At 46.0% G+C, this 25,718-nt stretch carries 28 protein-coding genes; 7 read left to right on the top strand and 21 right to left on the bottom strand.

The window, feature by feature from the left end; translation table 11 throughout:
* Nucleotides 1–407: 407 nt before the first annotated feature.
* Nucleotides 408–716 (bottom strand): hypothetical protein, encoded by a 309-nt coding sequence (locus QUA23_RS27010; protein ID WP_333093866.1) that lies wholly within the window; start codon nucleotides 714–716, stop codon nucleotides 408–410.
* Here QUA23_RS27010 and QUA23_RS27005 point away from each other — a divergent pair.
* The 3 genes from QUA23_RS27005 (at nucleotide 706) to QUA23_RS26995 (ending at nucleotide 2,685) form a co-directional block, all read left to right on the top strand.
* Nucleotides 706–1,125: a substrate-binding domain-containing protein gene (locus QUA23_RS27005; protein WP_333093868.1), complete on the top strand. Its 420-nt coding sequence runs from the start codon at nucleotides 706–708 to the stop codon at nucleotides 1,123–1,125. The two genes, QUA23_RS27010 and QUA23_RS27005, sit on opposite strands and share 11 nt — an antisense overlap.
* A gap of 233 nt (nucleotides 1,126–1,358) precedes the next feature.
* Entirely contained in the window at nucleotides 1,359–1,997 is a 639-nt protein-coding gene (locus QUA23_RS27000) for a lysophospholipid acyltransferase family protein (protein WP_333075772.1), read from the top strand.
* A gap of 154 nt (nucleotides 1,998–2,151) precedes the next feature.
* Entirely contained in the window at nucleotides 2,152–2,685 is a 534-nt protein-coding gene (locus QUA23_RS26995; RefSeq protein WP_333075773.1) for a hypothetical protein, read from the top strand.
* 265 nt (nucleotides 2,686–2,950) lie between these two features.
* Here QUA23_RS26995 and QUA23_RS26990 read toward each other — a convergent pair whose 3' ends face one another.
* The 13 genes from QUA23_RS26990 to QUA23_RS26930 form a co-directional block, all read right to left on the bottom strand.
* A complete protein-coding gene (locus QUA23_RS26990) occupies nucleotides 2,951–3,496 on the bottom strand; it encodes a GAF domain-containing protein (protein ID WP_333075774.1) in 546 nt (181 codons plus the stop codon).
* A 176-nt stretch (nucleotides 3,497–3,672) separates the two neighbouring features.
* A complete protein-coding gene (locus QUA23_RS26985) occupies nucleotides 3,673–4,263 on the bottom strand; it encodes a YdcF family protein (RefSeq protein WP_333075776.1) in 591 nt (196 codons plus the stop codon).
* A gap of 727 nt (nucleotides 4,264–4,990) precedes the next feature.
* Complete coding sequence (locus tag QUA23_RS26980) at nucleotides 4,991–5,821, bottom strand: GUN4 domain-containing protein (RefSeq protein ID WP_333075778.1); 831 nt, start codon at nucleotides 5,819–5,821, stop codon at nucleotides 4,991–4,993.
* A gap of 150 nt (nucleotides 5,822–5,971) precedes the next feature.
* Complete coding sequence (locus QUA23_RS26975) at nucleotides 5,972–7,114, bottom strand: hybrid sensor histidine kinase/response regulator (protein WP_333075779.1); 1,143 nt, start codon at nucleotides 7,112–7,114, stop codon at nucleotides 5,972–5,974.
* Nucleotides 7,115–7,264: 150 nt separating this feature from the next.
* On the bottom strand, nucleotides 7,265–9,928 hold the full coding sequence (locus QUA23_RS26970) for a GAF domain-containing protein (protein WP_333075780.1): 2,664 nt from the start codon (nucleotides 9,926–9,928) through the stop codon (nucleotides 7,265–7,267).
* Nucleotides 9,929–10,516: 588 nt separating this feature from the next.
* Nucleotides 10,517–11,650: a glycosyltransferase family 1 protein gene (locus QUA23_RS26965; protein WP_333075782.1), complete on the bottom strand. Its 1,134-nt coding sequence runs from the start codon at nucleotides 11,648–11,650 to the stop codon at nucleotides 10,517–10,519.
* A 10-nt stretch (nucleotides 11,651–11,660) separates the two neighbouring features.
* Entirely contained in the window at nucleotides 11,661–12,299 is a 639-nt protein-coding gene (locus QUA23_RS26960) for a DUF4291 domain-containing protein (protein ID WP_333075785.1), read from the bottom strand.
* A 554-nt stretch (nucleotides 12,300–12,853) separates the two neighbouring features.
* Nucleotides 12,854–14,002, bottom strand: a complete 1,149-nt coding sequence (locus QUA23_RS26955) for an NAD-dependent epimerase/dehydratase family protein (protein ID WP_015175194.1) — start codon at nucleotides 14,000–14,002, stop codon at nucleotides 12,854–12,856.
* Nucleotides 14,003–14,112: 110 nt separating this feature from the next.
* Nucleotides 14,113–14,703, bottom strand: a complete 591-nt coding sequence (locus tag QUA23_RS26950; RefSeq protein WP_333075786.1) for a chromophore lyase CpcT/CpeT — start codon at nucleotides 14,701–14,703, stop codon at nucleotides 14,113–14,115.
* Between the two features lie 123 nt (nucleotides 14,704–14,826).
* Entirely contained in the window at nucleotides 14,827–15,363 is a 537-nt protein-coding gene (locus tag QUA23_RS26945; RefSeq protein ID WP_333075787.1) for a Uma2 family endonuclease, read from the bottom strand.
* Nucleotides 15,364–15,485: 122 nt separating this feature from the next.
* Nucleotides 15,486–15,698, bottom strand: a complete 213-nt coding sequence (locus QUA23_RS26940) for a helix-turn-helix transcriptional regulator (RefSeq protein WP_333075788.1) — start codon at nucleotides 15,696–15,698, stop codon at nucleotides 15,486–15,488.
* 17 nt (nucleotides 15,699–15,715) lie between these two features.
* Nucleotides 15,716–15,865, bottom strand: coding sequence for an XRE family transcriptional regulator (locus QUA23_RS26935; protein WP_333075790.1), 150 nt, complete (start codon nucleotides 15,863–15,865; stop codon nucleotides 15,716–15,718).
* A 73-nt stretch (nucleotides 15,866–15,938) separates the two neighbouring features.
* A complete protein-coding gene (locus QUA23_RS26930; protein WP_236502947.1) occupies nucleotides 15,939–16,151 on the bottom strand; it encodes a helix-turn-helix domain-containing protein in 213 nt (70 codons plus the stop codon).
* 41 nt (nucleotides 16,152–16,192) lie between these two features.
* On the opposite strand from QUA23_RS26930, the gene QUA23_RS26925 reads away from it, so the two are divergent.
* Nucleotides 16,193–16,375, top strand: coding sequence for a hypothetical protein (locus QUA23_RS26925; RefSeq protein WP_333075791.1), 183 nt, complete (start codon nucleotides 16,193–16,195; stop codon nucleotides 16,373–16,375).
* A 445-nt stretch (nucleotides 16,376–16,820) separates the two neighbouring features.
* Here the strand turns inward: QUA23_RS26925 and petL are convergent, their stop codons facing one another.
* A complete protein-coding gene (gene petL / locus QUA23_RS26920; RefSeq protein WP_006633742.1) occupies nucleotides 16,821–16,922 on the bottom strand; it encodes a cytochrome b6-f complex subunit PetL in 102 nt (33 codons plus the stop codon).
* A gap of 77 nt (nucleotides 16,923–16,999) precedes the next feature.
* Between petL and aroB the strand changes: the two genes are divergently transcribed.
* A complete protein-coding gene (gene aroB / locus QUA23_RS26915; RefSeq protein ID WP_333075792.1) occupies nucleotides 17,000–18,094 on the top strand; it encodes a 3-dehydroquinate synthase in 1,095 nt (364 codons plus the stop codon).
* Between the two features lie 96 nt (nucleotides 18,095–18,190).
* On the opposite strand, the gene QUA23_RS26910 is transcribed toward aroB, so the two are convergent.
* Nucleotides 18,191–18,946: a tetratricopeptide repeat protein gene (locus QUA23_RS26910; protein ID WP_333075793.1), complete on the bottom strand. Its 756-nt coding sequence runs from the start codon at nucleotides 18,944–18,946 to the stop codon at nucleotides 18,191–18,193.
* 191 nt (nucleotides 18,947–19,137) lie between these two features.
* Here QUA23_RS26910 and QUA23_RS26905 point away from each other — a divergent pair, with 191 nt between their 5' ends.
* Entirely contained in the window at nucleotides 19,138–19,977 is an 840-nt protein-coding gene (locus QUA23_RS26905; RefSeq protein ID WP_333075795.1) for a stomatin-like protein, read from the top strand.
* Here the strand turns inward: QUA23_RS26905 and folP are convergent.
* The 5 genes from folP to QUA23_RS26880 form a co-directional block, all read right to left on the bottom strand.
* Nucleotides 19,968–20,834: a dihydropteroate synthase gene (gene folP / locus QUA23_RS26900; RefSeq protein ID WP_333075797.1), complete on the bottom strand. Its 867-nt coding sequence runs from the start codon at nucleotides 20,832–20,834 to the stop codon at nucleotides 19,968–19,970. The two genes, QUA23_RS26905 and folP, sit on opposite strands and share 10 nt — an antisense overlap.
* Before the next feature lie 93 nt (nucleotides 20,835–20,927).
* A complete protein-coding gene (locus QUA23_RS26895) occupies nucleotides 20,928–21,488 on the bottom strand; it encodes a Uma2 family endonuclease (RefSeq protein ID WP_333075799.1) in 561 nt (186 codons plus the stop codon).
* Nucleotides 21,489–21,611: 123 nt separating this feature from the next.
* Nucleotides 21,612–22,337 carry a triose-phosphate isomerase gene (gene tpiA / locus QUA23_RS26890; RefSeq protein ID WP_333075901.1) on the bottom strand — a complete coding sequence of 242 codons (726 nt, stop codon included), beginning with the start codon at nucleotides 22,335–22,337 and terminating at the stop codon, nucleotides 21,612–21,614.
* A 75-nt stretch (nucleotides 22,338–22,412) separates the two neighbouring features.
* Entirely contained in the window at nucleotides 22,413–22,598 is a 186-nt protein-coding gene (locus QUA23_RS26885; RefSeq protein ID WP_006633749.1) for a PCP reductase family protein, read from the bottom strand.
* Nucleotides 22,599–22,698: 100 nt separating this feature from the next.
* The gene (locus QUA23_RS26880; protein WP_333075800.1) at nucleotides 22,699–23,652 is read right to left on the bottom strand and encodes a hypothetical protein; all 954 of its coding nucleotides are present in this window, start codon (nucleotides 23,650–23,652) and stop codon (nucleotides 22,699–22,701) included.
* A gap of 851 nt (nucleotides 23,653–24,503) precedes the next feature.
* On the opposite strand from QUA23_RS26880, the gene QUA23_RS26875 reads away from it, so the two are divergent.
* Nucleotides 24,504–25,517, top strand: a complete 1,014-nt coding sequence (locus QUA23_RS26875; protein ID WP_333075801.1) for a diguanylate cyclase domain-containing protein — start codon at nucleotides 24,504–24,506, stop codon at nucleotides 25,515–25,517.
* The last annotated feature ends 201 nt before the right edge of the window (nucleotides 25,518–25,718 follow it).

The raw sequence follows: 25,718 nt of genomic DNA, 5'->3' as shown, positions 1-25,718 counted from the left end.
TTATGTTCAAGTAAGCAAATCGAAAATTATTTTGCTCACTGCTGTTACTGTACCTTTTAGTCACGCAAAGTGCTGTATCTTTATATTAATATCTGATTCCCCGCAATTTTTGGATTCGGTCTTACTAACTGCCTAAGTTAAATTATCAATAATACTCGCAATTTTTCACAGTCCGATCGCACTTTCATTAAAAAGCCAGTTTTTGAAATAACTCCGCAATCGGAAGAGTAAAGCGGGGGACGATTTCTTCGCCATCAAAGGAATCAGCGGACTTGAGCAGGCGATCGAGATCTTGGGACGATCGATACACCAACACCTACTGTTCTTTAGCATGAATCACCCAAACTAAACGCGCTCCATTTTCAAAATATTCTACGAGTTTGTCGTGAATTTCTGCCAATATATTGCTAAGAGAAAGGATTGCTACTCGCAGTACGCTCTGGTTTCCCTAAACCATAAGTATTAGCAATATCGCTAGCCAACTGACAGTTTATTCTGAATTGCCCCATGTCAATTTTACTATTTCTGGCGCGGTAATACCAAGTTCTACCGCCAGCGTTGGGTATCTCCTGACAGTCCAAATATGTCACCTCAAACATCTTGGCGATATGCACGTCATAGAGGCGCAACTGACCCCCATAAGCAGATTTTGTGGTATTGGTTTCTGACACCGTAAGGGTATAAGTTCCTCCGCTCAAGTTCAAGATAATCTTCAAGGGAAATACTCAAGACTCGTCGAAAGTCGGCGGCACGGCGACCCAGATTAAAGTAATTAACAGACCGGCAGTTAGTGGCACTCACCAAACGTTTAAAGAACAAGTGCTCGGAGGTAGCGAGTTTGGCACGGCGCCAAATGTTACCACGCTCGATCGACGAGATGCGGCAACTCCCCTGCTGCAAGTCTTAGGCAAGAACGGCATTGATTATGCCACATTCGCTCAAGTAGTCAATCAGAGAACGGTGCGCGTTGTTCCAGTCAACAGTGCGACGCCGGATGCGGGTAATTATCCTTACAAGCGGCAGTTGTACTACGCCTACAAAGATCCTCCTAGCCAAGCAGTTAAGGATTTCTTGGGCTATGCGACTTCTTCGGAAGGACAAAAAGCTATGCTGGCCAGAAATTGAGCCTTTGCAAACCTCCGACATTCAGTGAAATAGTCCACCAGACTGAAGTCTGGCGCTACACAAGCTTGCGTCCGCGCCGGCGGACTTCTTCTTTAACCCACGTAGGTGGGTTTTGTGTGTGTAGACGCGGTTTCCAAGCGCAGGCAACCCTACAAACCTCAAAATACTATTCATTTGTCATTGCTGAACTGATAGGCTAATATTCGATGTAATTTAAAACTTAAGGTTTTTCTGTGAGCAAAAGTCGCGAACCCGTCGAAAGTTTACTTCTCTACTATTTATTCAAATGGTCAATTGTCAGCCCGATGCTGCACCTTTACTTTCGAGGCCGCATCTACGGTGCAGAAAATGTTCCGACAGAAGGGCCTGTGGTAGTAGTCAGCAATCACGCCAGCGATTTTGACCCGCCGATTTTGTCGAATTGCATGAGGCGACCTGTGGCATTTATGGCAAAGGAAGAGTTATTTAAAGTTCCTATTTTGAAGCAGGCAATTACGCTTTACGGTGCTTACCCAGTCAAGCGGGAAAGTGCCGATCGCAGTGCAATTCGATCGGCGATAAACTCTTTGGAAAATGGCTGGGCGACGGGTGTATTTTTGCAGGGGACTCGCACCCCAGACGGCAGAATTACTGAACCGAAATTAGGTGCGGCGCTGATAGCTGCTAAGGCAAAAGCGCCGCTGTTACCTGTTAGTTTGTGGGGAACTCACGCGATTTCGTCGAAAGGTTCGGGAATTCCGCGTCCGGTGCCGCTGACGGTGCGAATTGGCAAGCTAATTGAAGCGCCCGGTTCCTCGGATCGCGAGGAGTTGCAAGCGCTGACTCAAAGATGTGCGATCGAGATTAATGCCATGCACGATTTGGGTCGCTGATTTTATAACTTTTGTTGCTGTTTCTCAGATTATATCTACAGATAGATGAAGGCTGAAGATAAACATCGAAAAATATCAATATAAGTGATTGAAAACAAGCGCAATAATTAGGCTTGAATTTGAGTTTAATTTAACAGGAGATAAGAAGAAAGATATGGTAACAAGCAATCAAACCCGCGCGTTGGGATTGTTTTCTAACCGTGAAGATGCCGAGCAAGCTCTGACAGAATTGAAATCTTCCGGGTTTCCAATGGATAAAGTTTCGGTTGTTGCTAGGGATGCAGGTGAGTCTGTAGGCGATACTCAAACGATCGCTCAGGTGGGCGATAAAAATCTAGACACAGGAGCAGGAGTAGTAGCAGACACTCTGACAAATAGTGCTTTAGCCACCGTGCTAGTGGGTCTCGGAAGTTTAGCTATTCCCGGAATCGGGCCGATGATTGCAGCGGGCACTTTGGGCGCCTCACTGGTGGCTAGCGTAGCAAGCACTGGCGTCTCGGCGGCGGCTTTCGGTGGAGTGGTGAAGGCCTTGACTGACTTGGGAATTCCCGAAGAAACAGCTAGAATTTACACCGATCGCCTGCGGGCCGGCGATTATTTGGTGGTAGTAGATGGCGCTGAGGATGATATTAGTCGGGTTCAAGGGATTTTCAGCAGTCGGGGCATTCAAAATTGGGGCGTTTTTTAAACAAGAATTGTGCACCAAGTCTATCCCTAGGGCGATGCACACCTCACCATTAGTGCAACAACCCGCTCAAATTTAGTACCAGACTTTTCGGTGAAAATTAGCGCATCGATCCCCCCTAACTAAAAAAGGGGGGAAGCGGAAACGGTGTTTCGTCCCCCGGGAAGGGTATTGAGATTCGGCTAAAACCGCGATCTAGATGCGGTTTTAGTCTGAAGTGGACATTCATTCATTGCCCACGCGCTCCCTACAGGTAAATTATTGATTTTTATCGCTCATCTTTTGATGCTGAGGCGGTGACATAAGCGACAGCTAAAGGCGAAATTTTTTCTGTAACTGCTGCGATAACTTGGCGATCGAAGTCAGTCCAAACTCTGGGGCGATCGAACTTACAAGGCTGCAAAACCCCCCACAATAAGCCGTCAGCACAAAGGTGAGCGTGAATCAAAGCTCGATGTCCGAACTCTTTTGCCTCAAAATCTTTGTTGACAACTTCAGGATTTGCTGTTTCAACATCCTCAACAAAAATCGAAGGTTCAGTTCGCAAAGCTGCTGCAAACAAAGGGTCTTCTTCCCCTAAAGATTCCGGTTCTTTTTTCCATTCTGCGTCCCAAACCTCTGGAATGTTCGAGTTGTGACGCCAGCAGTAAGGTACTCTGCCCATTTGCGTTTTAGGATTGCGGAGGTAGAGAAAGACCCGATCGCAATTTAACACCTCGCCTAAAGCCGGCATCAAAGCCGAAAAAACAGCATCCGGCGTTTTGCTGTCACTCAAAATTTGCTTTAGAACTTGTGGCAGAATTTGGTCGGTCATTAACTTTAGCTTTTGAAGTTCATCTACTAATTTTAAACTACTCCTTCTTTTCTCTTCTCTCCTTTTACCAATTTGTTATCAGCGTCTTCCCGATGTCTTAAATCGCTATAGAAGACAAGTTTTAAAACCAGAAGGAATGGGAAAAAATTTAAAACTTGCTCAATGCTTTCCTTTGTTTATTCAATTCTGGCTTGGCTGAAGTTAGCACCCGTATAACCGGTTGTCAGCCAAAGAATAGCCCTAGCGCCGTCGCGAACAGCTTTTTCCACCGGTTCGGGGGTTCGCCCAGACGGAACTGCCACAGGCTTAAAACTAATGCCTCGACTGCCGAGTACGATTTCGCCGATAATCTGAGCTCGCCGCATATGATCGTCAGAAGTGATCAGATACACGCTCTCAATCCCTTGAGCTTTCAATTCATCTACCAGGGTGGTAAAATTTGTTACCGTGTCCACCGCTCTGTAGTCTAAGTGCAGGCGCTCGGACTCAATTCCCGCTTCTGAAAATACCCATTCCGCGAACTCCGGATTGCTCCCAGACGACACCCAAATCGGCAATTCAGGATGAGCCCGAGCAAATTTGGCGGCAAACACCTCTCGCTCCGTAGCCCCACCTAGAACTAACAAAGCTTGGGGTCTCTGAAATTCGCTCTTAACGTGCTGATAGCCAAACCAGCACGCCGTCAAAAGCCCTACTAGGAACCAAAAACTGCGTGAAGTGTTCAAACGCTTGTAACGCTGCGTGTTTGAGTTGATTCTTAACCACATCTAAACCTATAAAAATTTTATGTAACTCACAAAGGAACCATAACAAAAAATACCGCACGTATAGCCCACTAACAGGAATTAAAAATTAAAATTTAAAAAAGGGTCGGGGGATCATAGATTTTAGATTTTAGATTTTAGATTTTAGATTGACTCTAAGCTTGTGGTGGGGCTTAAACAGGTGATTTTAGATTTTAGATTTTAGATTTCAGATGGATTGTATAGAGGTTCTGCGTAAGTCCTCATCTTCAAGCAAGTATTCGTCTGTGGGCGAATTCGTTAGCGGATATGCAAAAAAGAGGGGCAAAACTTAGGCTTACCCCTCCTGCTGTTAATTTTTCTTGATTTTTAACGGGACTGGCCGGGTTCGAACCGGCGACCTAGCGCTTCAGATTTGTGTGAGTTTCCCCACTCTCTGGACTATACCTTCACCATATGCTTGCAGCTTTTAGGTGGTGACCGTCTAGTCTCTAAACCTTCCTGATTTCAATATAGGCGATTGTTTAATCGCGCTGAACTCAGGCTTGGCTTGGTATTGCCTTAGAGTCATAGGAATCCACGAACTCTTTAGGTTTCACCAAATTTGACCACATTCACTCCCAGAGTTTCCTCGCAGGGTGCCCGATTCTTCAGGAGGCGCTTGCTCTATCCATCTGAGCCACAGCCCCAGTTGCTAAACCGTTTTGATTATAGCAGTTAATGTCGATTTTGAATTTTTTATTTTGGATGATTAGCGATCGCCAGTTGCCAGTTTCGCAGCGATGCGGGCAAAGTTTTCTGCTGCCGTGAGTTTACCAGCACCGTAACAGGCGCGCTGCCTCCATGCGGTGACGGGGAGATGTCCGGGGGGAGCATCTTCGTTGAATGAGAGTTCGCTGTAATATTTCCAATTTTCCTTGACTCGCCAGCCGACTCGATCGCAAAATTCAGTATAATTTGCCTCGGTACTTTCCCAAATCTGCTGCTGCACGCTCAGCCCGAACCGCCCGCTGCTGTATTGTTGCCAAAGTTGGTCGATCGTGCGAAGGTCTGTAAGAGGAAAACTGTCAATATCGGCTGCACTCAGCCAGCCTTCGTCTTCCCTGACAGCGATTTGCAGCAAGATTTCCCAAGTGTGTTCATCAGCTTTGCGCCATTTTCCGGTTTCTAAAAGCTTTGTCAGTTGGCGGTAGTCCATCCCCACTTCGGAGATAGCCGGAGTTGATTCAGGTATAGCGCCGATTTTGTCTTCGAGTCGCTGTAGACTGCTGACAATCAATTCGGGGTTTAGTTGTTCGAGGCGGTACAGAACCCATTCTAACTGAGATTGAATGTATGTGCGGGCGATCGCACCTTCCTGAAATTCGCTCTGCAACTGATCGAATTTAGCTGACCAATTTTGTTGATTGCGGGCCAATTCCCACATTTGTTTTGCCCACTGCAATCTAACTTGTTCTTTTTTTAAATAAGTTTTGGAAAGCTTAGCACGTTGCGGGTAGGGAGTCAAATCCCAGCCGCAAATCGAGCAAAACTCTGCTTTTTCTTCTATGTATTCAGCACCGCACACTGGACAGTTAGACATATTGCCATACATTCGGTTGCCAAGTAATTATATGACATCGGCTAAATTAACCATAATTCGATTAGGGAAGCACTTTGCAACCTACAATTACAGTTTATCTGTAGTAATGTGAGCTTTTCGCACCCCAAAGTTAGAGTTAATTATACCGCTCTAACAAGGCAGGCGAATAGTAAACAAACTGCCTTTGCCCAACTCTGATTTTACCTCGATCGTGCCGCGGTGAGCTTCGACAATTTGCCGACAGAGGTGCAGTCCCAAACCTGTACCGGATCTCTTGTGAGTTCCCGGCCCAAACCTTTCAAATAACTTTGCTTTTTCGGTGGGAGAAATTCCAGCGCCGGTGTCTTGGATTTCAATAATTACCCATGCCAGCGGTTGGTTTTTGAAGCTCGTATAAGCAGGTGAATTGGCAGCTTTTAAGGTGACATCTATTGAGCCCTTGTCGGTGAATTTAATCGCATTTCCGATGAGATTTGTCAGCAACCGGTGCAGCTCCAGACGATCGCCCGGATACTTCGCAATGGGTGCACTTTCTGCACTTTCTGTCAAGTCTAAATTTACCGACAAACCTTTAGCATCCGCTAGGGGAGCTAGTTCTTCAGCTACCTCAGTAATAAGCTGGCGCAAATCCACGGCAGCGAAACTTAGGGATTTGCGGCCTGCTTCGTAGCGGTAGACTTCCAGCAACATATTTACCATCGCGATCAGGTTTTTGTTGCTGCGAACCATCGTCCCGAAAGCGTCGCGCATGGGAAGGGAAATTTCTCCCAAAGCTCCCTGCTGCATTAAAGTTAACATTCGATCGGCTGCTACGAGGGGCGTCCGCAAGTCGTGGGCGAGTCGGGAGACAAAATCTTCGCGCTGGAGAGCGATCGAATTGCGCTCGTCTACGCTGTGTTTTAGCCGCAGGAGCGATCGAACCCTCGCCAGTAGTTCATCCATTTCGACTGGTTTGCGGATGAAATCGTCGGCTCCCATGTCCAATCCCTGGACTACGCTCGCACTGTCGTGAGCCGTGATCAGCAAAATCGGGATAAAGGGCAATTCCTTATTTTGTCGGATTCGTTTAGTGACTTCGTAACCATCCATTCCCGGCATCATCACGTCTAGCAGTACCAAATCCGGGGCTGACTTGTCAATTTGACTCAAGGCAGAAAAGCCGTTCTCGGCAGTGCTAATTTCGTAACCTTCTTCTTCTAGGATTGTCTGAACCAACAAAACATTATCTGGTGCGTCGTCTACCACCAGAATCCGATCGGCTTTTGTGGCATTCGGAACAGATAAATAACTCATTTAATTGTTAGCCTGGAAATAAATACTAACTTTAATATGGCATCCGATTCATGTTTTCACATTTTTACACTTGTTAACTCTGTCATAAGGAAGATCTCACAACTTTATCAAATCTTTTTACTTTTCAACCCTCGAGTGTAATACAATCTACTACTTGGTTGTCATTGTATGCACGCCGTCCCAATCATCGGGCGGGGGTACTTCCAAATAGCTCAGGGATCGGTCGAGGTGAACTTCCACAGGTCGATCGCTGGGTCGCATTGCTAAAGCAGCTTCAAAACAATTAATAGCTTTCTGAAAATTTCTAGCAATATAAGCATCCCTACCCTGACCGTAAAGTTCCAAAAACCGAAGGGTTTCCCCATCAATGGGTTCAGAAGTATTTTGCAGCAACTCGTAAATACCCACGGGCTGATTTTGGCCCTTAACTCGCACCTTGTCTAACTCTCGCACCCAAATTCCTTCGCGACACAAACTGTATGTAAATTCGCTCAAAATTATATCGCATCCGTACTCCTTTGTAAGCTGTTCCAATCGCGAACTCAAATTCACCGCATCCCCGATTACCGTGTAATCCATTCGCTTTTGAGAACCAATATTTCCCGAAACTACCTCTCCGGAACTAATCCCAATTCCGAAGCGAAACGGATCTGCACTAGGGCGAGAATCATTAAACTCTTTCAAACGCCGGCGCATATCTAAAGCCGACTGAACCGCCATCCAACCGTGACTTTCCGGGGGATTGAGCGGCAGGGGCGCGCCGAAAACCGCCATTAAAGCATCGCCGATAAACTTGTCTAAAGTGCCTTCGTAGTGGAAAACGGCCTCCACCATCGTCTCAAAATATTCGTTCAGCAGGGATACAACATCGGACGCTCCCAATTTTTCGGTCAGCGTGGTGTAGCCGCGAATGTCGGAAAATAAAATAGTGACTTCTTTGCGTTCGCCCACCATCAGGGCGCCTTCACCCAAGGCCATCACTTTATCTACGACTCCAGGAGTCAGGTAGCGGTACATCGTATTTTTCATCCGCTTTTCGCGGCTGATGTCTTCGAGTACCACTAAACCACCGCGCACGCCGCCTTCTGGATTGATTAGCGGGTTGACCGTCAAATTCAAACTACGTTCAATTACTTTAATTCGAGAGGCGGGGATGGGCAGCGGACAGTAAGGGTGATACAGGGCAGAATTTCGCAGCGCAAATAGAGATTGAGCATTAGCTAATTCTGCCAGCGCTACTTCCTCAGTCCACGCGCTGTTTTCGCCCCAAGCGTAATATAAATTCGGGTCAGTTCGATCGGGCACGGCCAAAATATAACTTTCTTGTTCTCCTTCTTCTCCTTCTTTTTGTTGGGACTTGAACGTTTTTTCTACCAACAGCCCCACAGTTAAACTTTGTTCGGGAACGTAATGTCGGGCAGCATTTTTGAGACTGTCTTCTAGTCGAAATTGCAAATTGTCGATCGGCACAACTTCCCAAACATAGCGATTCACCAGTTTATCTTCCCAAATATCGGGATTGTGTTTGCTTTTAGCTTGATTTACCGGACAGCCCAACAATTCTAGGGCTGCTTCGTTAATAGTCACAACTCGTCCCTTCAAATCCGTGGAAATCACTGCATCAGAAAGACTTTGCAGCATATCTTTCTGATACTGCTTTTCCACCATTACGTTCTGAAACAGTTGAGAATTTTGCAACGCCATTCCCGCTTGGGAATTAAACGCTCGCAAAAACTCTTCGTCGGAAGGCGTGAAAGTACCTTGGTTCTTATTAATTAGCTGAGTCACCCCGATGAGCTCACCTTTAGCGTTATGTACTGGCATACACAAGACAGTGCGAGTGCGGTATCCCGTTTGCCTGTCAGTAGAGGGGTCAAAGCGGGGATCGTCGTAAGCATCTGTAATATTTAGAGGTTGACCAGTCGAAGCCACGTAGCCAGCAATTCCCTTATTAGCAGGAATGCGGAGATCTACCATCGTTTTGCCGTCGGCCTTGGCGACTTTTGTCCAGAGTTCGTTAGTTTCCCGATTTAATAAAAATAGCGTGCTGCGATCGGCTTGCATCAAGTCGCGAGCTTGATCCATGACAGAGCGCAAAGTTGTTTCCAAGTCAAGACTTTGACCCAAAGTCGTTGTGGCTCTCAAAAGTGCGGCAACCCCTCGCTGGTTGCGCGCCACGACGTAGAAAGACTGACAGCTTTCGAGAATAATCCCGATCGAATCTGCAAAAGCCTGGAACTGCTGTTCGTCTTCCTCGCTAAAGGAGACATTACCAGCTTTATTTAAGAGTCTGACCACTGCTACGGGTTCGTCTTGGCTCTTGCTGCTAAAAATCGGCATACAGAGCATGGTCTCGATTTGATAGCCCGGTGGTTCGTCTACTTCGGAATTAAAATACTCGTGCGATCGAGCTTCGGCGACATTGATCGATTTTCCGGTGGTTGCTACGTAGCCTAAAATGCCTGCATCCATCGGCAAGCGTACTTCTACATCCTCGCCCGTAAGTGGATCGAGTGTTTTGTGCCACAGTTGATTTTTGTTGGAGTCAACCAAAAAAATTGTTGTCCGGTCTGCTTGCAAAATTTGACCAATTTTGACAGTGAAGGCATCTAAAAGTTGCTCTAAGAGAGTTTCGAGTGCTTCATTGTTAATCAGGTCCATCGCCCGGATAAATTGCTGAAATTCAGCCGTGATAAAGTCCAGCAGGCACACTAATTCAGGAACTGGCAGGCTCTTAACACGGGAGGTCAATGCCCCCATAAAATTGACTTGAGTCAGTGTAGCCAGAACGCTACCAGTATTGGAGAATGTCATGATTAACTGCTTGCTCAGAGGGGTAGACTGACTGCAGGTTGAGCCGCGCTGGATTCGGCGGCAGTGCACACTCTTGAATTTGTTTGCAAGCGCGTCGGCACTCGCTTGCCGTTTTGATGAATCCTGAGTTCAAAAGTGGCGCACGCAACTTCAGTTTGCTTGTTATGTATGCTCGATCGATCTTTTTTACAACCTCGATGATACTGATGAGGGTTCGTCCATTCAAGCTGAACTTGAGTTCGCAAAACTGCAAGCCTGAAAATTAGGTGACAGGCTTTAGTTCGATCGAGAGTGCAGTGTTGATTTGACGCTCTGTGCTCGACAGCAGCGCGCGGTGTGACTGTTTTAGCGCACTCGGCGACCGTATCCGGTCAGGTAAAGGGCGCTATGAAAGCAGCGCGCAAGGCCTTCCTACAGAGCTTACTCATAGTTTAATGGTAAATGCAACAGCAGGATAGCGACGGTAATTTATGCAGCAAAAAAGTTAGATCGATCTTTGAAAATATCCCTCCTCACTACCAACTGACGATCGAACAGCGAAGCTAAGCTACTGGCGGCGATGTTTAAAGGTGCTACAGATCCTGACATTTAGGCCGCTCTGGGCATGGACTCGGCAAATACCACTGATTGATAGTAGCGCTGCAGTTGTGCAGCGGCCGCGGCCCAACCCCAGCGTTCGGCTTCTCGGCGAGCGTTATGACGCATGGTTTCCCGTTCTTCGGGATTCGCAAACAGACGCTTGGTGGCAGCCAGAGCTCCTTCTTCCTCGGCGGGGTCAAATAAATATCCGTTAACGCCGTCGGTGACAATATCGGGAATTCCGCCGCTGCGCGCCGCCACTACAGGCGTCCCCGCAGCCATTGCTTCTAGGAGAACTAAGCCTAGGGTTTCAGTGCGGGAGGGAAAAATGAAGGCGTCGGCCGATGCGTAAGCTGTTGCGAGTTCTTGCCCCTTGAGGTAGCCGACAAAATTGGTGGGTGTACCCGCAAAATATTGTTCAAGGGTTTGCCGGTGCGGGCCGTCTCCCACTAAGGCGAGGCGGGCATCGGGAATCGCTGCGAGAACTGGTTTGATGCGTTCGATTTCTTTTTCTGCACCGAGGCGGCCGACGTACAGCAGCAGGGGACTGTCTGGGTTATTTTGAGAAAGGCGCGATCGCATTTCTCGACTTGCCAATTCCGGGACAAACATTTCAGTATCTACGCCCCGCTGCCACAAATCTACTCGCTCAATGCCGTGGGTTCTCAATTCCTCCACCATTGCTGTGGAAGTGCAGAGATTCAATTCTGCTTGGTTGTGCGCTCCTTTGAGCAGTTCCCACAATAAAGGTTCGAGGACTCCGAAACCGTAGTGGTGCAAGTATTTGGGCAAATGCGTGTGGTAAGAAGCCAAAATCGGAATGTTCAACTTTTTGCCGTAATATATACCGCCCAATCCCAAAATAGCGGGATTGACCACGTGAATAATATCGGGTTTAAACTGCTCTAATTGGCGACCTACAGCCGGAGAAGGAAGTGCCATTTTCAGTTCCGGGTACATCGGCAAAGGCAAACCCTCCACACCGTAAACTCGGGCGCCTTTGTATTCTTTAATCCCGTAATCTGGAGAAAATATCAGAACTTGTTCGCCCGCGCGCTGCAAGTGATCTACAGTGTGAATCAGTCTGGTGACAATGCCGTCTATTTTCGGCAGAAAAGTTTCAGTGAACAGAGCAATTTTCATAGTAAATTGTTTAGGAAACCGATAATCGTAGTTTCTGGGAGATGTCGGGATCGGTAACAGGATACAATGTCTCGCAGGGGGTAAGTAATTGCGAGCTATCGCCTCCTCGATATTGATGCTGTTGCTGCACGAATTCTGAAATATCCTCGATATTAACAATCCATTCTCGTGCGTAACTGGCTAAAACACTGCCGCGCAAACCCAGTTGAATTGCCCGCCGTTCCAGTTTTGCTCCACTTGGGTGATGATCCGGGTCCCATTGCAGCCGCACAGCCGAATTTTTAACAGCTTGTTGCCATGATTTTTCGCTGCCATACACTGCTGGAACGAACTTAGAATAGACAGCGGATGCTAAAATTTCGTCAAAAGCCGATCGCTTCAGCCAAATAGCCAGAATTACTTCTTGTCCGGGTTTTGTTCCCCATTCCGATCGATACATCATCCATAGAAAGTTTGGCTTAATCCAACTCATACGATTCTGGCTGAATTCCCCGCCGAAATAACCATTTTCCGCTGCAAAATGACCGATCGCACTACGGTAAGCTTGGTAAACTACAACTGTATTTTTGTCAAATTGTGCCAGAATGTGACGACCCGTTGTCGGCCATTTACTAGCTTGGTTGAAGTAGAGTTCCGTTAGCAGCTTCATGGCAACTAATTACGATCGAGATGTTTCTGGGGGCAATATACAAATTCCGTGAATTCCGATCGATCCAATTATCGCACCTAAAAGCAACCCCACACCTTCTGCAAAGCAATTAATTCGGTGAATTTCCTGTGCTGTTTTGGCAATTAAGATTTCCCTTTCCCCAGCAGCAGGCGATTCGCTAACGGGCGCGGTAATTTTGATTACTCGCCGTTACAGCAACCCATTCGGCTATTAAATAATAAGCACAAATTGCACTCGCTGACAATCCAGGCAGAACAACCAAAAGCCACAGAACGAGAATTTGACTTTTTACGGCTTTATGCCCAAAAACCCAGCAGTAACAACCTTATGGCATTTTTCAATTAAGCGCAGAGGACGCAGAGAACACAGAGCAAAAGATCAAAAAGATAGATATGAAAAAATTAATTTACAAAGAAATCCCTTCTGAACTTGCAAACATTTTTCCTCTCTTCCCTTCTTTCCTCTTACTTCGCGCCCTTCGCGCCTTCGCGGTTCATTAAAAAATCTCTTACCCCGCAGGTAGATACCAGAACTTACTTCCAAGAAACCTTCGGCAAAATCTGGTTTTTATCGACACGGTGCTGATATTTTGTAGCAAAATTCAGCAGAGAATCGAGCAGGGAATCTGAGAGATAGTGCGGTTGCAAACCGAGGTCTAGCAAATTGGTGTTTTTGGCATTGAAATAATGTTCTTCTTTCTCGACTCTGGGATTTTCGATGTTGTTGATTTCTACTTTTAATCCCATTGCCATGCCTGCTTTTTGCACCAAGGAGGCTAAGTCGCCGACGCTGAATTGTTCGGTGAATTGGTTGAAGACGCGGAATTGTCCGGCTTCGGCGGGGTTGGCGATCGCCAATTCCACGCACCGCACGGTATCCCGAATGTCTAAGAAGCTGCGGGTTTGTCCGCCAGTTCCGTAAACTGTCAAAGGATGACCGATCGCAGCTTGGATGCAAAATCTGTTCAATGCTGTCCCGAATACTCCGTCGTAGTCCAAACGGTTGATCAACAGTTCGTCCATGCCGGTTTCATCTGTGAGCACGCCGTAGACTACGCCCTGATTTAAGTCGGTGGCTCTTAAACCCCAGATTTTGCAAGCAAAATGGATGTTGTGGGAGTCGTGGACTTTTGACAGGTGGTAGAAACTGCCTGGTTGTTTGGGATAGGGTAGTGTATCCTTGCGGCCGTTGTGTTCGATCGTAATGTAGCCTTCTTCAATGTCAATATTCGGCGTGCCGTATTCGCCCATTGTCCCCAATTTCACTAGGTGACAATCGGGGAAGTCTTCGCGGATGGCGTACAGCAGGTTGAGTGTCCCGACGACGTTATTGACTTGAGTGAGGACTGCGTGTTCGCGATCGATCATTGAGAAAGGTGCCGAACGCTGTTCGCCGAAATGGACGATCGCCTCTGGTGCAAATTTTCTCATGCTTTTGCTGAGAAAATCGTAGTTGGTGATGTCACCGACGAACAAGTCGATCGACTTGCCCGTTAAATCTTGCCATCGCTGGAGTCGTTGCTGAATCGGTGCGATGGGAGTGAGGGTGTCGCTGCACAGTTCCAGATCCCAGTGCCGCCGCACGAAGCTGTCGAGGATGCCAACTTCGTAACCCTTGTTAGAAAGGTAGAGTGCGGTTGCCCAACCGCAATAGCCATCGCCACCAATAACCAGGACTTTCATAAATCAACGGTGAATCTTGCTTGCCAATACTGGGTTAATGTACCAGGTATTGGTGCATTCTGAACCTTTAATCAAGCGTGTTCGCCCAGGAGGGACTCTATTTTTTTTGATTAAACCGGAATTTCGTCGGCGAAACTGGCCCGGCGGGTGAATTCAAAAGGGCCGGCCTGGGCTCCCCAGACGTGGGCGTCGGTTTCGGGGTCACGTCCGCGATCGTGGCTAATAAATTTGTCTTGGTCAATCTCGAATTCGCTGTCTAGATAAGTTTTTTTGCCCTTTCTGACCACCATGCAGCCTTTTCCGGGTTCGACAGACCCCTTGAAACTGTTGCCCGTCCACTGCGTAATAAAGGTACAGCCGGGAAGCAGCGTCAGTTGTGCTTTTTTGATTTCTTGCAGCCGTTGCGGGTCGCGGGAAGCGCCGTAGAATTGTTCTTCGTTTTCTATGGCATAATTTTCGATGTCGATTCGATCGTCCACCGGGACTAATTTCAAAACTCGGACTCGGTACGGTACATTCAGTTCAATATCGTAGGCTTGTTCTAGGTACAAGCTGAGGCCATCCAGAACTTCGACGGGTAAAGGCCTCATGCAGACGCGGATGTGGGCGAAGAATGGCGGGTTTTCAAAGGCTTGGGCTTGGTTGCTGAAGTCGGCTGCCATCCAGCGGGCGAGAGTGACGATATCGGTGGAATGAGTCATTTCGATTTTAGATTTTAGATTTTAGATTTTGGATTGGGGATCTAGTAAAAATTATTTTAGGGGAAAGGGCGCGTCAGACGAAATTCTGCGACAATTATTCAGAGTTTGAGTGTTAAAAACCCCCTATTGTCGCCGCGTCATTGCCATCACAGCATCAACAGTAAGTTCGGGTACAATACTTACTGTTGGCAAAATGTCTGCTCCCGAACAAACTAGGGGTAGGTTATCGCCCTGCCATACCCAAACTTGTTGGCGAGATAAATCTATTAACCATGCTAATTGCGTTCCATTGCTAAGGCAAAGGAGAATCTTATTCTGCAAGTCTAAAGTGCTTTGATTTGGCGATCTAATCTCAATCAACCAATCTGGCGCTCCCTCAAACGGCCAGTCTTCATCAGGAAGCCGATCGCACGCTACGATCGCGATATCTGGCACCGGTGAATGGGGAGGTATCAAGCAGCGCAATTCTGGGACTGCTTCAAATCTCTCGGTACGATCGTTGATATAGTTAACCAACTTGTTGTGCAGTCGCGAGTGAAACAGAGTTGGCATAGTTTTTTGAATTGCCCGCCCAGCAATCAATTCCCATGCGGGCGAAGACTCAATATTTTGTTGAGCGAGAAACTCTTCTAGTGAATGTGTTGCAATGGAATGAACCATGTTTTTTAACCGGACTTCACTGTGCTTGTCCGCAAAACTCTACTGCATTATACTGCCAAATCAATGCCTTTTCTTCTGCCAACTCTCGAATTTTTAGTCGAACTCGCCCCATTGGTGCGCCCTCAATCTTCCAAAATCTCAACCAAATCTTCCATTGTCACGTCGAAAGCACGGGCAATTTTGTAGACAGCAGAAAGATCGACTGTGTTTAAAGCATCGCGCTGAACGTAGCTTTTTACCGTGTTGTAGTTGACTCCCGATCGATCGGCAACTTCTTTGAACGTCCAACCTCTTTGCTCAGCTAGTTCTCGAATCCGCAGTCTAACGTATCCCATTAGTGCGATCGCCCTTACTATTCCAAAAACTCAACCAAATCTTCAATCATGACATCAAAAGCAAGGGCGATTTTCGGAACGGCGCTCAGATCGACCATACTCATCCCATCATCGCGTCTAGCGTACCCTTTAACCGTGTTGTAATTAACCCCAGAGCGCTCGGCCACGTCTTACAGCGTCCACCCCTTTTCTTCTGCCAACTCTCGAATTTTTAGTCGAACTCGCCCCATTGGTGCGCCCTCAATCTTCCAAAATCTCGACCAAATCTTCCATTGTCACGTCGAAAGCACGGGCAATTTTGTAGACAGCAGAAAGATCGACCGTGTTTAAAGTATCGCGCTGAACGTAGCTTCTGACAGTGTTGTAATTAACTCCGGATCGATCGGCAACTTGCTTTAGTGTCCAACCCTTTTGCTCAGCTAGTTCTCGAATCCGCAGTCTAACGTATCCCATGTTTTAACTTGACATTGATGCGTATGCAACATACAATATTTATGTACATTGAAAACGATCGCCCTCCTAGCCTCGAAAACTTAAGGGCGATCGCCTTTTCTACCACACCCCACGAATGTGGGGAAGGATTACCCTATGATACCAACATCCAAGCCCAAATTAAACACTCATCCCTGCTGTATCGTGCGGCAATTGCCAAATATGCAGCGATTGGTTGTGGCTAGGTTCCACCGCCGAGGTGATGCTGAGGGATACATACAGATTTTACAGCGGTTGTTGCCGACTGCTAAACACGCGATCGTTTTTGATAGGACAGGGGTCGATAAATTGCCAGAAGTTCGATCAACTCAATTAAATTGAATGTTTTAATTAATCAGGAGCGATCGAGTTTTACAACAAGTGCGATCGCTCCTTTATCCTCAAGGCAAATAATTTGGGAATCGAGGGATTTTAGATTTTAGATTTTAGATTGTAAATTTTAGGTTGAAGCCTTAACCCAATTAATTTGGCTCAAATATCAAATTAATCCCTTCTAGCCTAAAGTTATAGTCGAAGCATTTGCGCCATCAATCCACAGATTAAATCAGGGATTTTTGGCGCAAATACTTTGTCGAACTGATACTTTTGCCAGAGATTAAATACTCTGGTTCAGACATCTAAATTAGCAAATTAGATGAGTTTGACAGCCCGCAGACCAAACATCAGCACTGTCGCCAAGCCGATCATGCCGCCAAAAATCCCAAAATAAGTTATTGCTCCGCTAAGAGTCATTGCAATTTCTCCAAAACAATCAATAAAAAGACCTATAAGAACTATAATCTAAAATCTAATATCTAAATTAGATAAATATGCAATCCATAATTAAAGTTGACTTGGGGCCACAATCTTACAATGTTTGCGTGCGATCGGGCGGTTTAGACGAACTCGGCAGTCTGATGGGCGATCTAAGTTTGGGCAAAAAAGTGCTGCTGGTGTCGAATCAGTCGATTTTTCGGCAGTACGGCGAAAGAGCAACAGCAGCCCTCGAATCGGCCGGTCTGGAAGTCAGTAGCTGCATTTTACCACCGGGAGAACAGTACAAAACTTTAAATTCGGTGCAAAAAATTTACGGGGCGGCTTTGGCAAACCGTTTAGAACGTTCCTCGACAATGGTGGCTTTGGGCGGCGGCGTGGTGGGCGATATGACGGGTTTTGCTGCGGCGACTTGGCTGCGGGGAATTAATGTCGTGCAGGTTCCGACTTCGCTGCTGGCGATGGTTGATGCTTCTATTGGCGGCAAAACGGGGGTAAATCATCCTTTAGGGAAGAATTTAATTGGGGCTTTTCACCAGCCGCGCTTGGTGTTAATTGACCCGGATGTACTCAAAACTCTGCCGGCGAGGGAGTTTCGTTCGGCGATGGCGGAAGTGATTAAGTACGGGGTGATTTGGGATGTTGAATTGTTTGAAAATTTGGAAAAGTGCAAGCGTTTGGATCAAATGCGCTACGTGAAGGCGGATTTGTTGGCAGAAATTTTGAGTAGGTCTTGCCAAGCTAAGGCTGAGGTGGTCAGCAAAGACGAGAAGGAATCGGGTTTGCGGGCGATTTTGAATTACGGACATACCATCGGTCATGCTGTGGAAAGTTTGACCAATTACAAGGTGATCAATCACGGGGAAGGAGTGGCAATCGGTATGGCTGCGTCAAGCAGATTGGCTGTAGAGTTGGGAATGTGGGATGCTGAGTGCGATCGTCGCCAGTCTGCTTTGATTGAAAAAGCGGGTTTACCTGCCAAATTGCCGGCTGGTGTGGATGTTGAGGAAATTTTGCATACTTTGCAACTCGATAAAAAGGTGCAGGATGGCAAGGTGCGGTTTGTGCTGCCGGTGCGATTGGGTGAGGCTGCTGTGAGCGATCGGGTGGATGGAGATTTGATTTTACAAGTTTTGAAGGAAATGCTTTAGATTCCCGTTTTTGGGGGTGTTTAACCGTCGCTGAACGCCCATTAACGCCGATCGCCACAGATGTTTTTTCTTTTAATGTGCGATCGGCGGTTGAGTTTAGGAACCGCTCGACCGCGAATTAATTTCCTCCAAAATTTTATCGACTCTGTTAGCCGCTTGAGTCCTGCCTTGCTTGATAAATAACTCCTTAGCTTTTGTGAGGCTGGCTACGGCCTCGGCTTGGTTTTCCTTGTCTCCTTGCTGGTACAAACCGACTCCTAAATTGTTTAAAGCATCGGGATATTGAGCGTTAATTTTAACGGCTTGTCTCCACTGAACAATTGCCTCCGGCAACTGCCCCTGACTTGCCATTGCCACGCCTAAATCGTTGTGAGCTTTGGCGTGCTGTGGGTTGACTTCAATTGCTTTTTGGAATTGAACGATCGCATCGCTCATTTTACCTTGCCCCGACAGCATACTTCCCAACTTGTAATAAGCATCCGCTTGTTTGGGATAGCGAGCGATTAATTGCCGGTACAAAACTTCGGCATTGACAAGATTCCCTTGACCGTAAAGGTCGTTGGCAGTTCTCAAGCCCATCGTGTAGCCTTTACCTACAACTTGGCACTTTTTCTCGGAGTTGCCTTCCTGCTTGCAAATCCTGAGTTCGTCTCCCTTCATTTCGTAGGACATTACTTCCCGAACAGCAGGGCCTCGACGCGGTGGCTGCGAGTTTTGCGAGAGTTGCAGGGCGATTGGCTCAGCTTGTGCCGGTTGGGCCACTGCTGCATTGCAGATTCCTGCACCCACCAAAATGCTTGGGGCGATCCACCTTAAGGGTTTGAACAAGCGAAACTCTCGATCGTTTTTCATGTCTTTTGTGGAAACGTGTTGTTGATATCCTGGGTTTCACTAGCGCCGTAAGAGTCGGAGCCGATGGGCCCCACCCGATCAAATAGTTAGTTATTAACAGTCGAGATATTTTAGCACTGTGTGGTCGAGTTTGAGTTAAATTAGAGTAGAATTCCGATCGATTCTCAGTCAACCTTAGCAGGAAAATAGAAATGGGGCAGTCTATTCTTACCATGCTCTTTGCGCTCATCCTCGGCTACGCTGTTAACTCAAGCGTCAAAATAGTCAGCGGTGGCGACGAAGCTTTAGTGGAACGTTTGGGTCAATACAAGCGCACCCTCAAGCCAGGATTCCACTTTATCAGTCCCCTGGTCGAAAAAGTCGTCTGCGTGGACACAAGCCGTGAAAGAGTTTTAGACATTAAACCTCAGTCAGCAATCACGGGAGATAATGTGGCTCTCGAAGTCGATGCCGTTGTGTATTGGCGGGTTGTAAATTTACAGAAAGCTTATTATGGAATAGATCAAATTGAAAATGCGATCGCCAACTTAGTTTTAACAACGTTTCGCGCTGAAATTGGTCGATTGCCCATGCAAGACATCTTGGGTTCCCGAGATGACATGAATAAAAAGTTACTCAAAAAGTTGGACGAAGCTACGGAAACTTGGGGTGTCAAAGTAATTCGCGTAGAAATTCAAAGCATTACACCTCCTAAAAGGGTGCAAGAAGCTATGGAATTGGAGCGCGCTACCAAGAGCGAGTGGCAAGCAATGGTCAATAAGGCGATCGGCACTAAGGAGTACATGAGGCTCTTAGTTGAAGCTTTAGACTCCCATCCGAATAGCAAGCAAGTTTTGAATTACTTAGTAACCGAAAAATACTTAGAGGCTCAACAAAAATTGGGCGAAAGCGACAATGCCAAAATTCTGTTTATGGACCCGAGAAGCATGAGCGAAGCTCTGGGCGAGCTGATGGGTTCTATGCCCGATGTGACGCCTGCTTCTGAGGGCAGCCAAATAACAGTTATCGAGACTAACACTTCTCAAGACTGATTCCTGAAGATAGCGTCGGCTACCTGAGAGACATCACGCATTTCTCTGACATCGTGAACGCGCAAGATATCTGCCAAATTTGCGATCGCACCTGTACAAGCCGCCGCTGTCCCCCAAATTCTTTGTTTCGCTTCTGGCTGATTCAAAATGTGACCGATGAAGCTTTTTCGCGATACTCCGACTAAAATCGGACAGTTTAAGACACGGAATTTTCGCAACTCTCGCAGAATTTCTAAGTTTTGACTGTAAGTCTTGGCAAAGCCAATACCGGGGTCGATAATTATTTGAGATTTGTCAATCCCCGCAGCAACTGCCGCCGCAATTCGACTCTCGAAAAATTCCTTAATTTCCCCCATTAAATCCCGATAATCTGTGAGTTGTTGCATCGTCTGGGGAGTTCCCCGAATGTGCATCAAAATCATTGGTACTTTTAACTTAGCAACGGTTGACAGCATTTCCGCATCAAAAGTAGCTCCCGAAATATCGTTAATTATATCAGCTCCCACCTCAACTGCAGCTTTAGCAACCTGCGCTCTGGTAGTATCGACCGAAATAGGAACTGAGCCAAAAATATCGGCTTTTTCTCGCAGTATTTGTACCAGAGGTATAACGCGATCGATCTCCTCTTCTAAAGATATTTCCGCTGCACCTGGCCGAGTAGATTGACCGCCAATATCAATAATATCTACACCGGATTTTACCATATTTTCAGCTTGCACTAAAGCAGATTCTATGCTATAAAAATCTCCGCCGTCGCTAAAACTGTCAGGGGTAACATTTAAAACGCCCATTAAATAAGTGCGTTTTCCCCACTCGAAAACTTTATTTCTAATTGTAATTTTTTTGTTATTTATCATATCACCTCATCACTCGGCGATTGAACTCGCTTCTTGTCAAACGAAATCCCTCTCTAAGAGACTCAAGAATAAAGCAGAAGCGCCCTTGTTAATTTAACCAAAACTTAACCAGCTAAAAACAGTGTCAACTGTCAATTCTAATTCAATTTTATCAATAATTGGCAACAGAGCTGCACTTTTATACAATTCTACTTTTTGTCCTGGAAATACTGCCAAAATACTCTCTTCTTCTGGGTCTAATAACGACCCCAACTCAGTTCCGTGTCGCGAACAGTGGAGTAAGTTACTCAGCACTTTTGTTTGGCTTTGGTTTGGAGAGAGAATTTCTATCGACCAGTCGGGATTAATATCAAAGCGGTTAGCAATTCTACCCGACGGCAAAAAAGGAATTCTTTCCCATCGGAATACTGCTACATCTGGCACGATTGATGCGCCACCAAATGTGCAGTATAACTCTGGAAAAGCACGGGCAATTTTCTGAGTTTTTGTTACTCGATCGATCGTCTTGCAGAGTTCACCTTGAAGGAGGCTGTGTTCACCTTGTGGCAGGGGCTTCTGAATGATTTCTCCGTCAATAAATTCTGAGGCTGGTTCAGTTTCAGGAAGTTTTAGGAACTCTTCTAAGGTGGGTTTTGGTTTAACGATCGCAGTCATAGGTTAATTCTCCCGATCCGAGAAACACTGAACGGCACATCACAATTGTAGGCGATCGCTGTTTAATTCCCGCTGCCCTTGTTCCAATTACCAGTTAACACTTACCAATTAGCAATTACCTAATTACTGATAATTGACAATTCGAGCAAAACTCGCAGCTTCCAAACTAGCACCGCCTACCAGAACCCCGTCAATCTCAGGCATCGCCATAACTTCATCAATATTCTCCGGTTTAACAGAGCCGCCGTACTGAATTGGCACGCCCGGATTAGTCAATTTACTGCGAATCAAACCAATAACTCGGTTAGCTTCCTTCGTTTCGCAAGTATCGCCAGTGCCGATCGCCCAAATCGGCTCGTAAGCAATTACCAACTTATTTTGGTCAACATCAACTAGATCTTTTTCCAACTGAGAAAAAATGTGAGATTCAGTTTCCCCTGCATCTCGCTGCTGCTTGGTTTCCCCAACGCACAGAATCGGAATTAAATCGTATTTCTGAGCAGCTTTCAGCCGCAAATTCACCGTTTCGTCAGTTTCCCCAAAATATTGGCGCCGCTCGCTGTGGCCGATGATGACATAACGGACACCAAGTTCACTCAGCATTGGCCCGGAAATTTCCCCAGTAAAAGCTCCAGACTCTTGCCAGTGGACGTTCTGAGCACCGAGTCTGATCCGGCTGCCGTGCAAATTTTTCGAGAGGACAGCCAAGGAAGTGAAGGGAACGCAAAGCACGACTTCCCGTTCCTCTGGGGTTTCCGTCAGGCAGGACATGAATCCTTGAAGAAATTCTAGGGATTCAGTCCTAGTTTTGTACATTTTCCAGTTGCCAGCAATAACTATTTTCCGCACGGGTGACTCAGTAGCTCTGTGAACATCAAAATCAGGCAAATTATAGTGTAAAGCTTTAGGGTACCTTTCGAGCCCTTATTGCCCAAACTCGATGCGAGCTTGCTCAACTAAGTCAACGGTGACGACTTCGGTTTCGGCTTCGCGGGCCAACTGCTCGATGCGGACGCGGGCTTGTCCCCGGACAAAGTAGGGAATATTTTTCAGCTTCGCCTTGGCTTCTGGCGTCCATTTTAAATCATCGGAAAATTCGGAATCGGGCATGGCGTATTGAGCGATCGACTACAAGCCTTCATGGATCTGGCTTTGATGGAAAGCCTTTATATATTAAATTTACCACGAGTTGCGATCGGGTCACACCTTCTCACTCTGCCTTAAATTTGTTGCCTAAAATAGCCGACGCTTCTTGTAAAAGCTGATTCTGCTCTTGTCGAATTGCCTCCAACCTTGTCAAAATATTAGCAAGTCGTTCTTGAGATTCTAAACTGTTTGATTCAACTCCCCTCAATTGTAAAGCTGAATTATTTTTGTATTCGGGATTCTTTGAAACCAATGAGTTTACAGCCACTCCACCGAAATTACTTACAGATTTAGAGCCGACACTCAAAACCCCTTGCATCAATTTTCCAGGGCTTTGCAGAATAAATAACCATCCTTCTGCAAAAAAGCTACCTAAAGCCTGTAATAAACCCAATATCGTGAATATAAATAGTAGCAACATTGCTAAAGATATGAGCGGATGACTCACCAACCAGAAGACTACAGGGTGAGAATCAATCCAATTTTTAACAGTACCATTGATAGCGCTTTGAAGGGCATTGGAAGCGGCATCGCTCATATTTGTCGCCTTGTTAATGCTATCTTCTAATGAAGCCTTAGCCTTTTCTGTAGCTTGATTTACAGTCTCTACAGCTTGGCTAGTGCTTTGATTCAGAGTATTGACAGCCGAGTTAGTAGTTTGATTAATAGTTTCTTTAGCAGTTGCCGCAGAGTGAGAAACAGCATCAACAGCTTTGTTGGTACTTTCACTGACGCGACTAACTGCTTGATTGGCGACTTCCGATATAGAAATCCTCGCTTTTTCTGTTTTATCTGCTACAGTACCTAAAGCATTATTCGTAGCTTCATTAACAGCAGTCACGGCAGAATTCGTAGTTTGAGCGAGAGCTTCTTTTGCCTTTTCCGCAGATTGGGAGAGAGAAGATTTAGCTTGGGCTGTTGTTTCTGAAACAGAATTAACTGCTTTTCCAACTTGTTCAGTCCAAAATACTTTCGTTTTGTGAACGCTTTGAGAAAAATCAGGCAGTGCTACTTCCATAGTAAGTGAGCTCCATCAAGTTAATTTACTCTTTCCAAGTGATCGTAGTATAGCTTCTATTTTTAATAGTGGGACTTTAGCTAAAAATTGAGCGAGAAATAGAGCTAAGATATATAGAGTAACCTTTTTAGGTTAGTCTGTTTCCTAATGGAATCTGATGAGAGCAACAGTTTCTATAGCCATGCCCCATGCTTTGAAAGATGGTGCTAATGCTGTGACGATGTGTTCCCCACTCCATCATAAAGACATGAGTTTAGACACTATCTGGGGGGACTATTGGTGGGAGAAAAAGAGCAAAAACCTATCCCAGCTCGCGCAGAAAGCTGTTGATGTTTCTTAACAAAGCTTACGCCTTTTTGCAGTCAGAGCTTGCTGGTGCGGACAAAGGCTCAACCAAGGGCGAAGCTATACGCGATCGTGTGACCATCAGATGTATTCCCCAAAAATAGATCGGGCGATCGCTCAAAGATGAGGGAGAAATCTGATGCACCTGCAAAAGCCTGAATGAGCTTGAGAAATATAGCCTATTATCCCACGGGCGATCGCGGTATAACAAGCGATCGTTCGTCAAAGCTCGCTCGACGTTGTAAAAACTGTTTAATGCCCCAAAAATAATTACATATTTACAAAAATTAGCGCAAGTGACCAGACTTTATATCTCCGAAAAAAAGCGAAAAATTTTAAGTAGACCGTGGCTGTTGGTTTAACAAACCGGACGCTGCCTAGGATGTTGTTGCTGCAGCTTAGCTGATGTATAATTTATGACATATTTGCCAGTTTTTCACTTTCCCTCCCAAGCTCAAAATATGCTAGGCTAGAATGTTTCCAAAGTTTAAGATACACCATGACGTATGTATCAATCATTAGAAGAGTCAGCCATTTCGACTAACCCATCTACGGAATCGTCCTCTCTAATTCTGATTGTGGATGACGATGCCTTGATTCGTTTGCAACTTCGACTGTATTTACAGAAGGAAAAATACCGAGTGGCCGAAGCTAGTGATGGGTTGACAGGGCTAGCAGCTTATGAGGAAGTACATCCAGACCTGATCCTACTCGATGCAGTGATGCCTACTATGGATGGTTTTGCTTATTGTCAAAAATTATCTGAAGTGCCTGAGGGCGATCGCCCACCTATTTTGATGATTACTAGCTTGGAAGACAAAGAATCTGTAGATCGAGCGTTTGCAGCGGGAGCTGCTGACTATATCACTAAGCCGATTCACTGGGCTGTTCTGGGACAGAGAGTGCGACGCTTGATTCAGCAATTCCATTTGCAACAGCAACAAACCCTACTTTACAAGCAGCTAGAGGCCGCAAATCGACAATTAAAATACTTAGCGTCAATTGACGGTTTGACTCAGATTGCCAATCGCCGTCAGTTTGACCAACAGCTAGACGAGGAGTGGCGACGCATGACAAGGCAGCAAACTCCTTTGTCACTGATTTTGTGTGATATCGATTTGTTCAAGCCTTATAACGATACTTATGGACACCAAGCAGGGGATCTATGTTTACAGCAAGTTGCGGCAGCTCTTAATCGCAGTATTAATCGAGCTGGAGATTTAGTAGCACGTTATGGAGGTGAAGAATTTGTAGTGATTTTATCCGATACCGAGCTTGACGGAGCAGTCCAAATCGTTAAGCAAATGCAGGCTCGTATTCAAGCTTTAGCAATAGTACATAAGAGTTCTCCCAGTCATTACATTACGCTCAGCTTCGGTATTACCAGTGTGATTCCTACCCAAGAGATCCGACCAGAAAATTTAATTACTGCTGCTGATGCAGCACTTTATGAAGCTAAAGATCGAGGTCGTAATACTTTTTGTACTAAGGTTCATACAGTTAATAAATTTATCCGTTAAATCATAATGATAAAAACTATGCCTCTCTTAATAGGGAATAATTATTTATTAAAATTTTAGCTAAATATCAAGCCCTGCATGAGTAAGCCTTGATTTTATTATTAAAGATTAAAGCCTAAATAATCGGTTGTGCGACATTCATGGAAACTATCAGTGGTAGAACGAGAGTGTCTCTACGACGATTTTTTATCAAAATTAGTT

This window comes from Microcoleus sp. Pol1C5 (assembly GCF_036701115.1).
GTDB lineage: Bacteria > Cyanobacteriota > Cyanobacteriia > Cyanobacteriales > Microcoleaceae > Microcoleus.
This window is presented reverse-complemented; position numbering and strand designations above follow the sequence as displayed.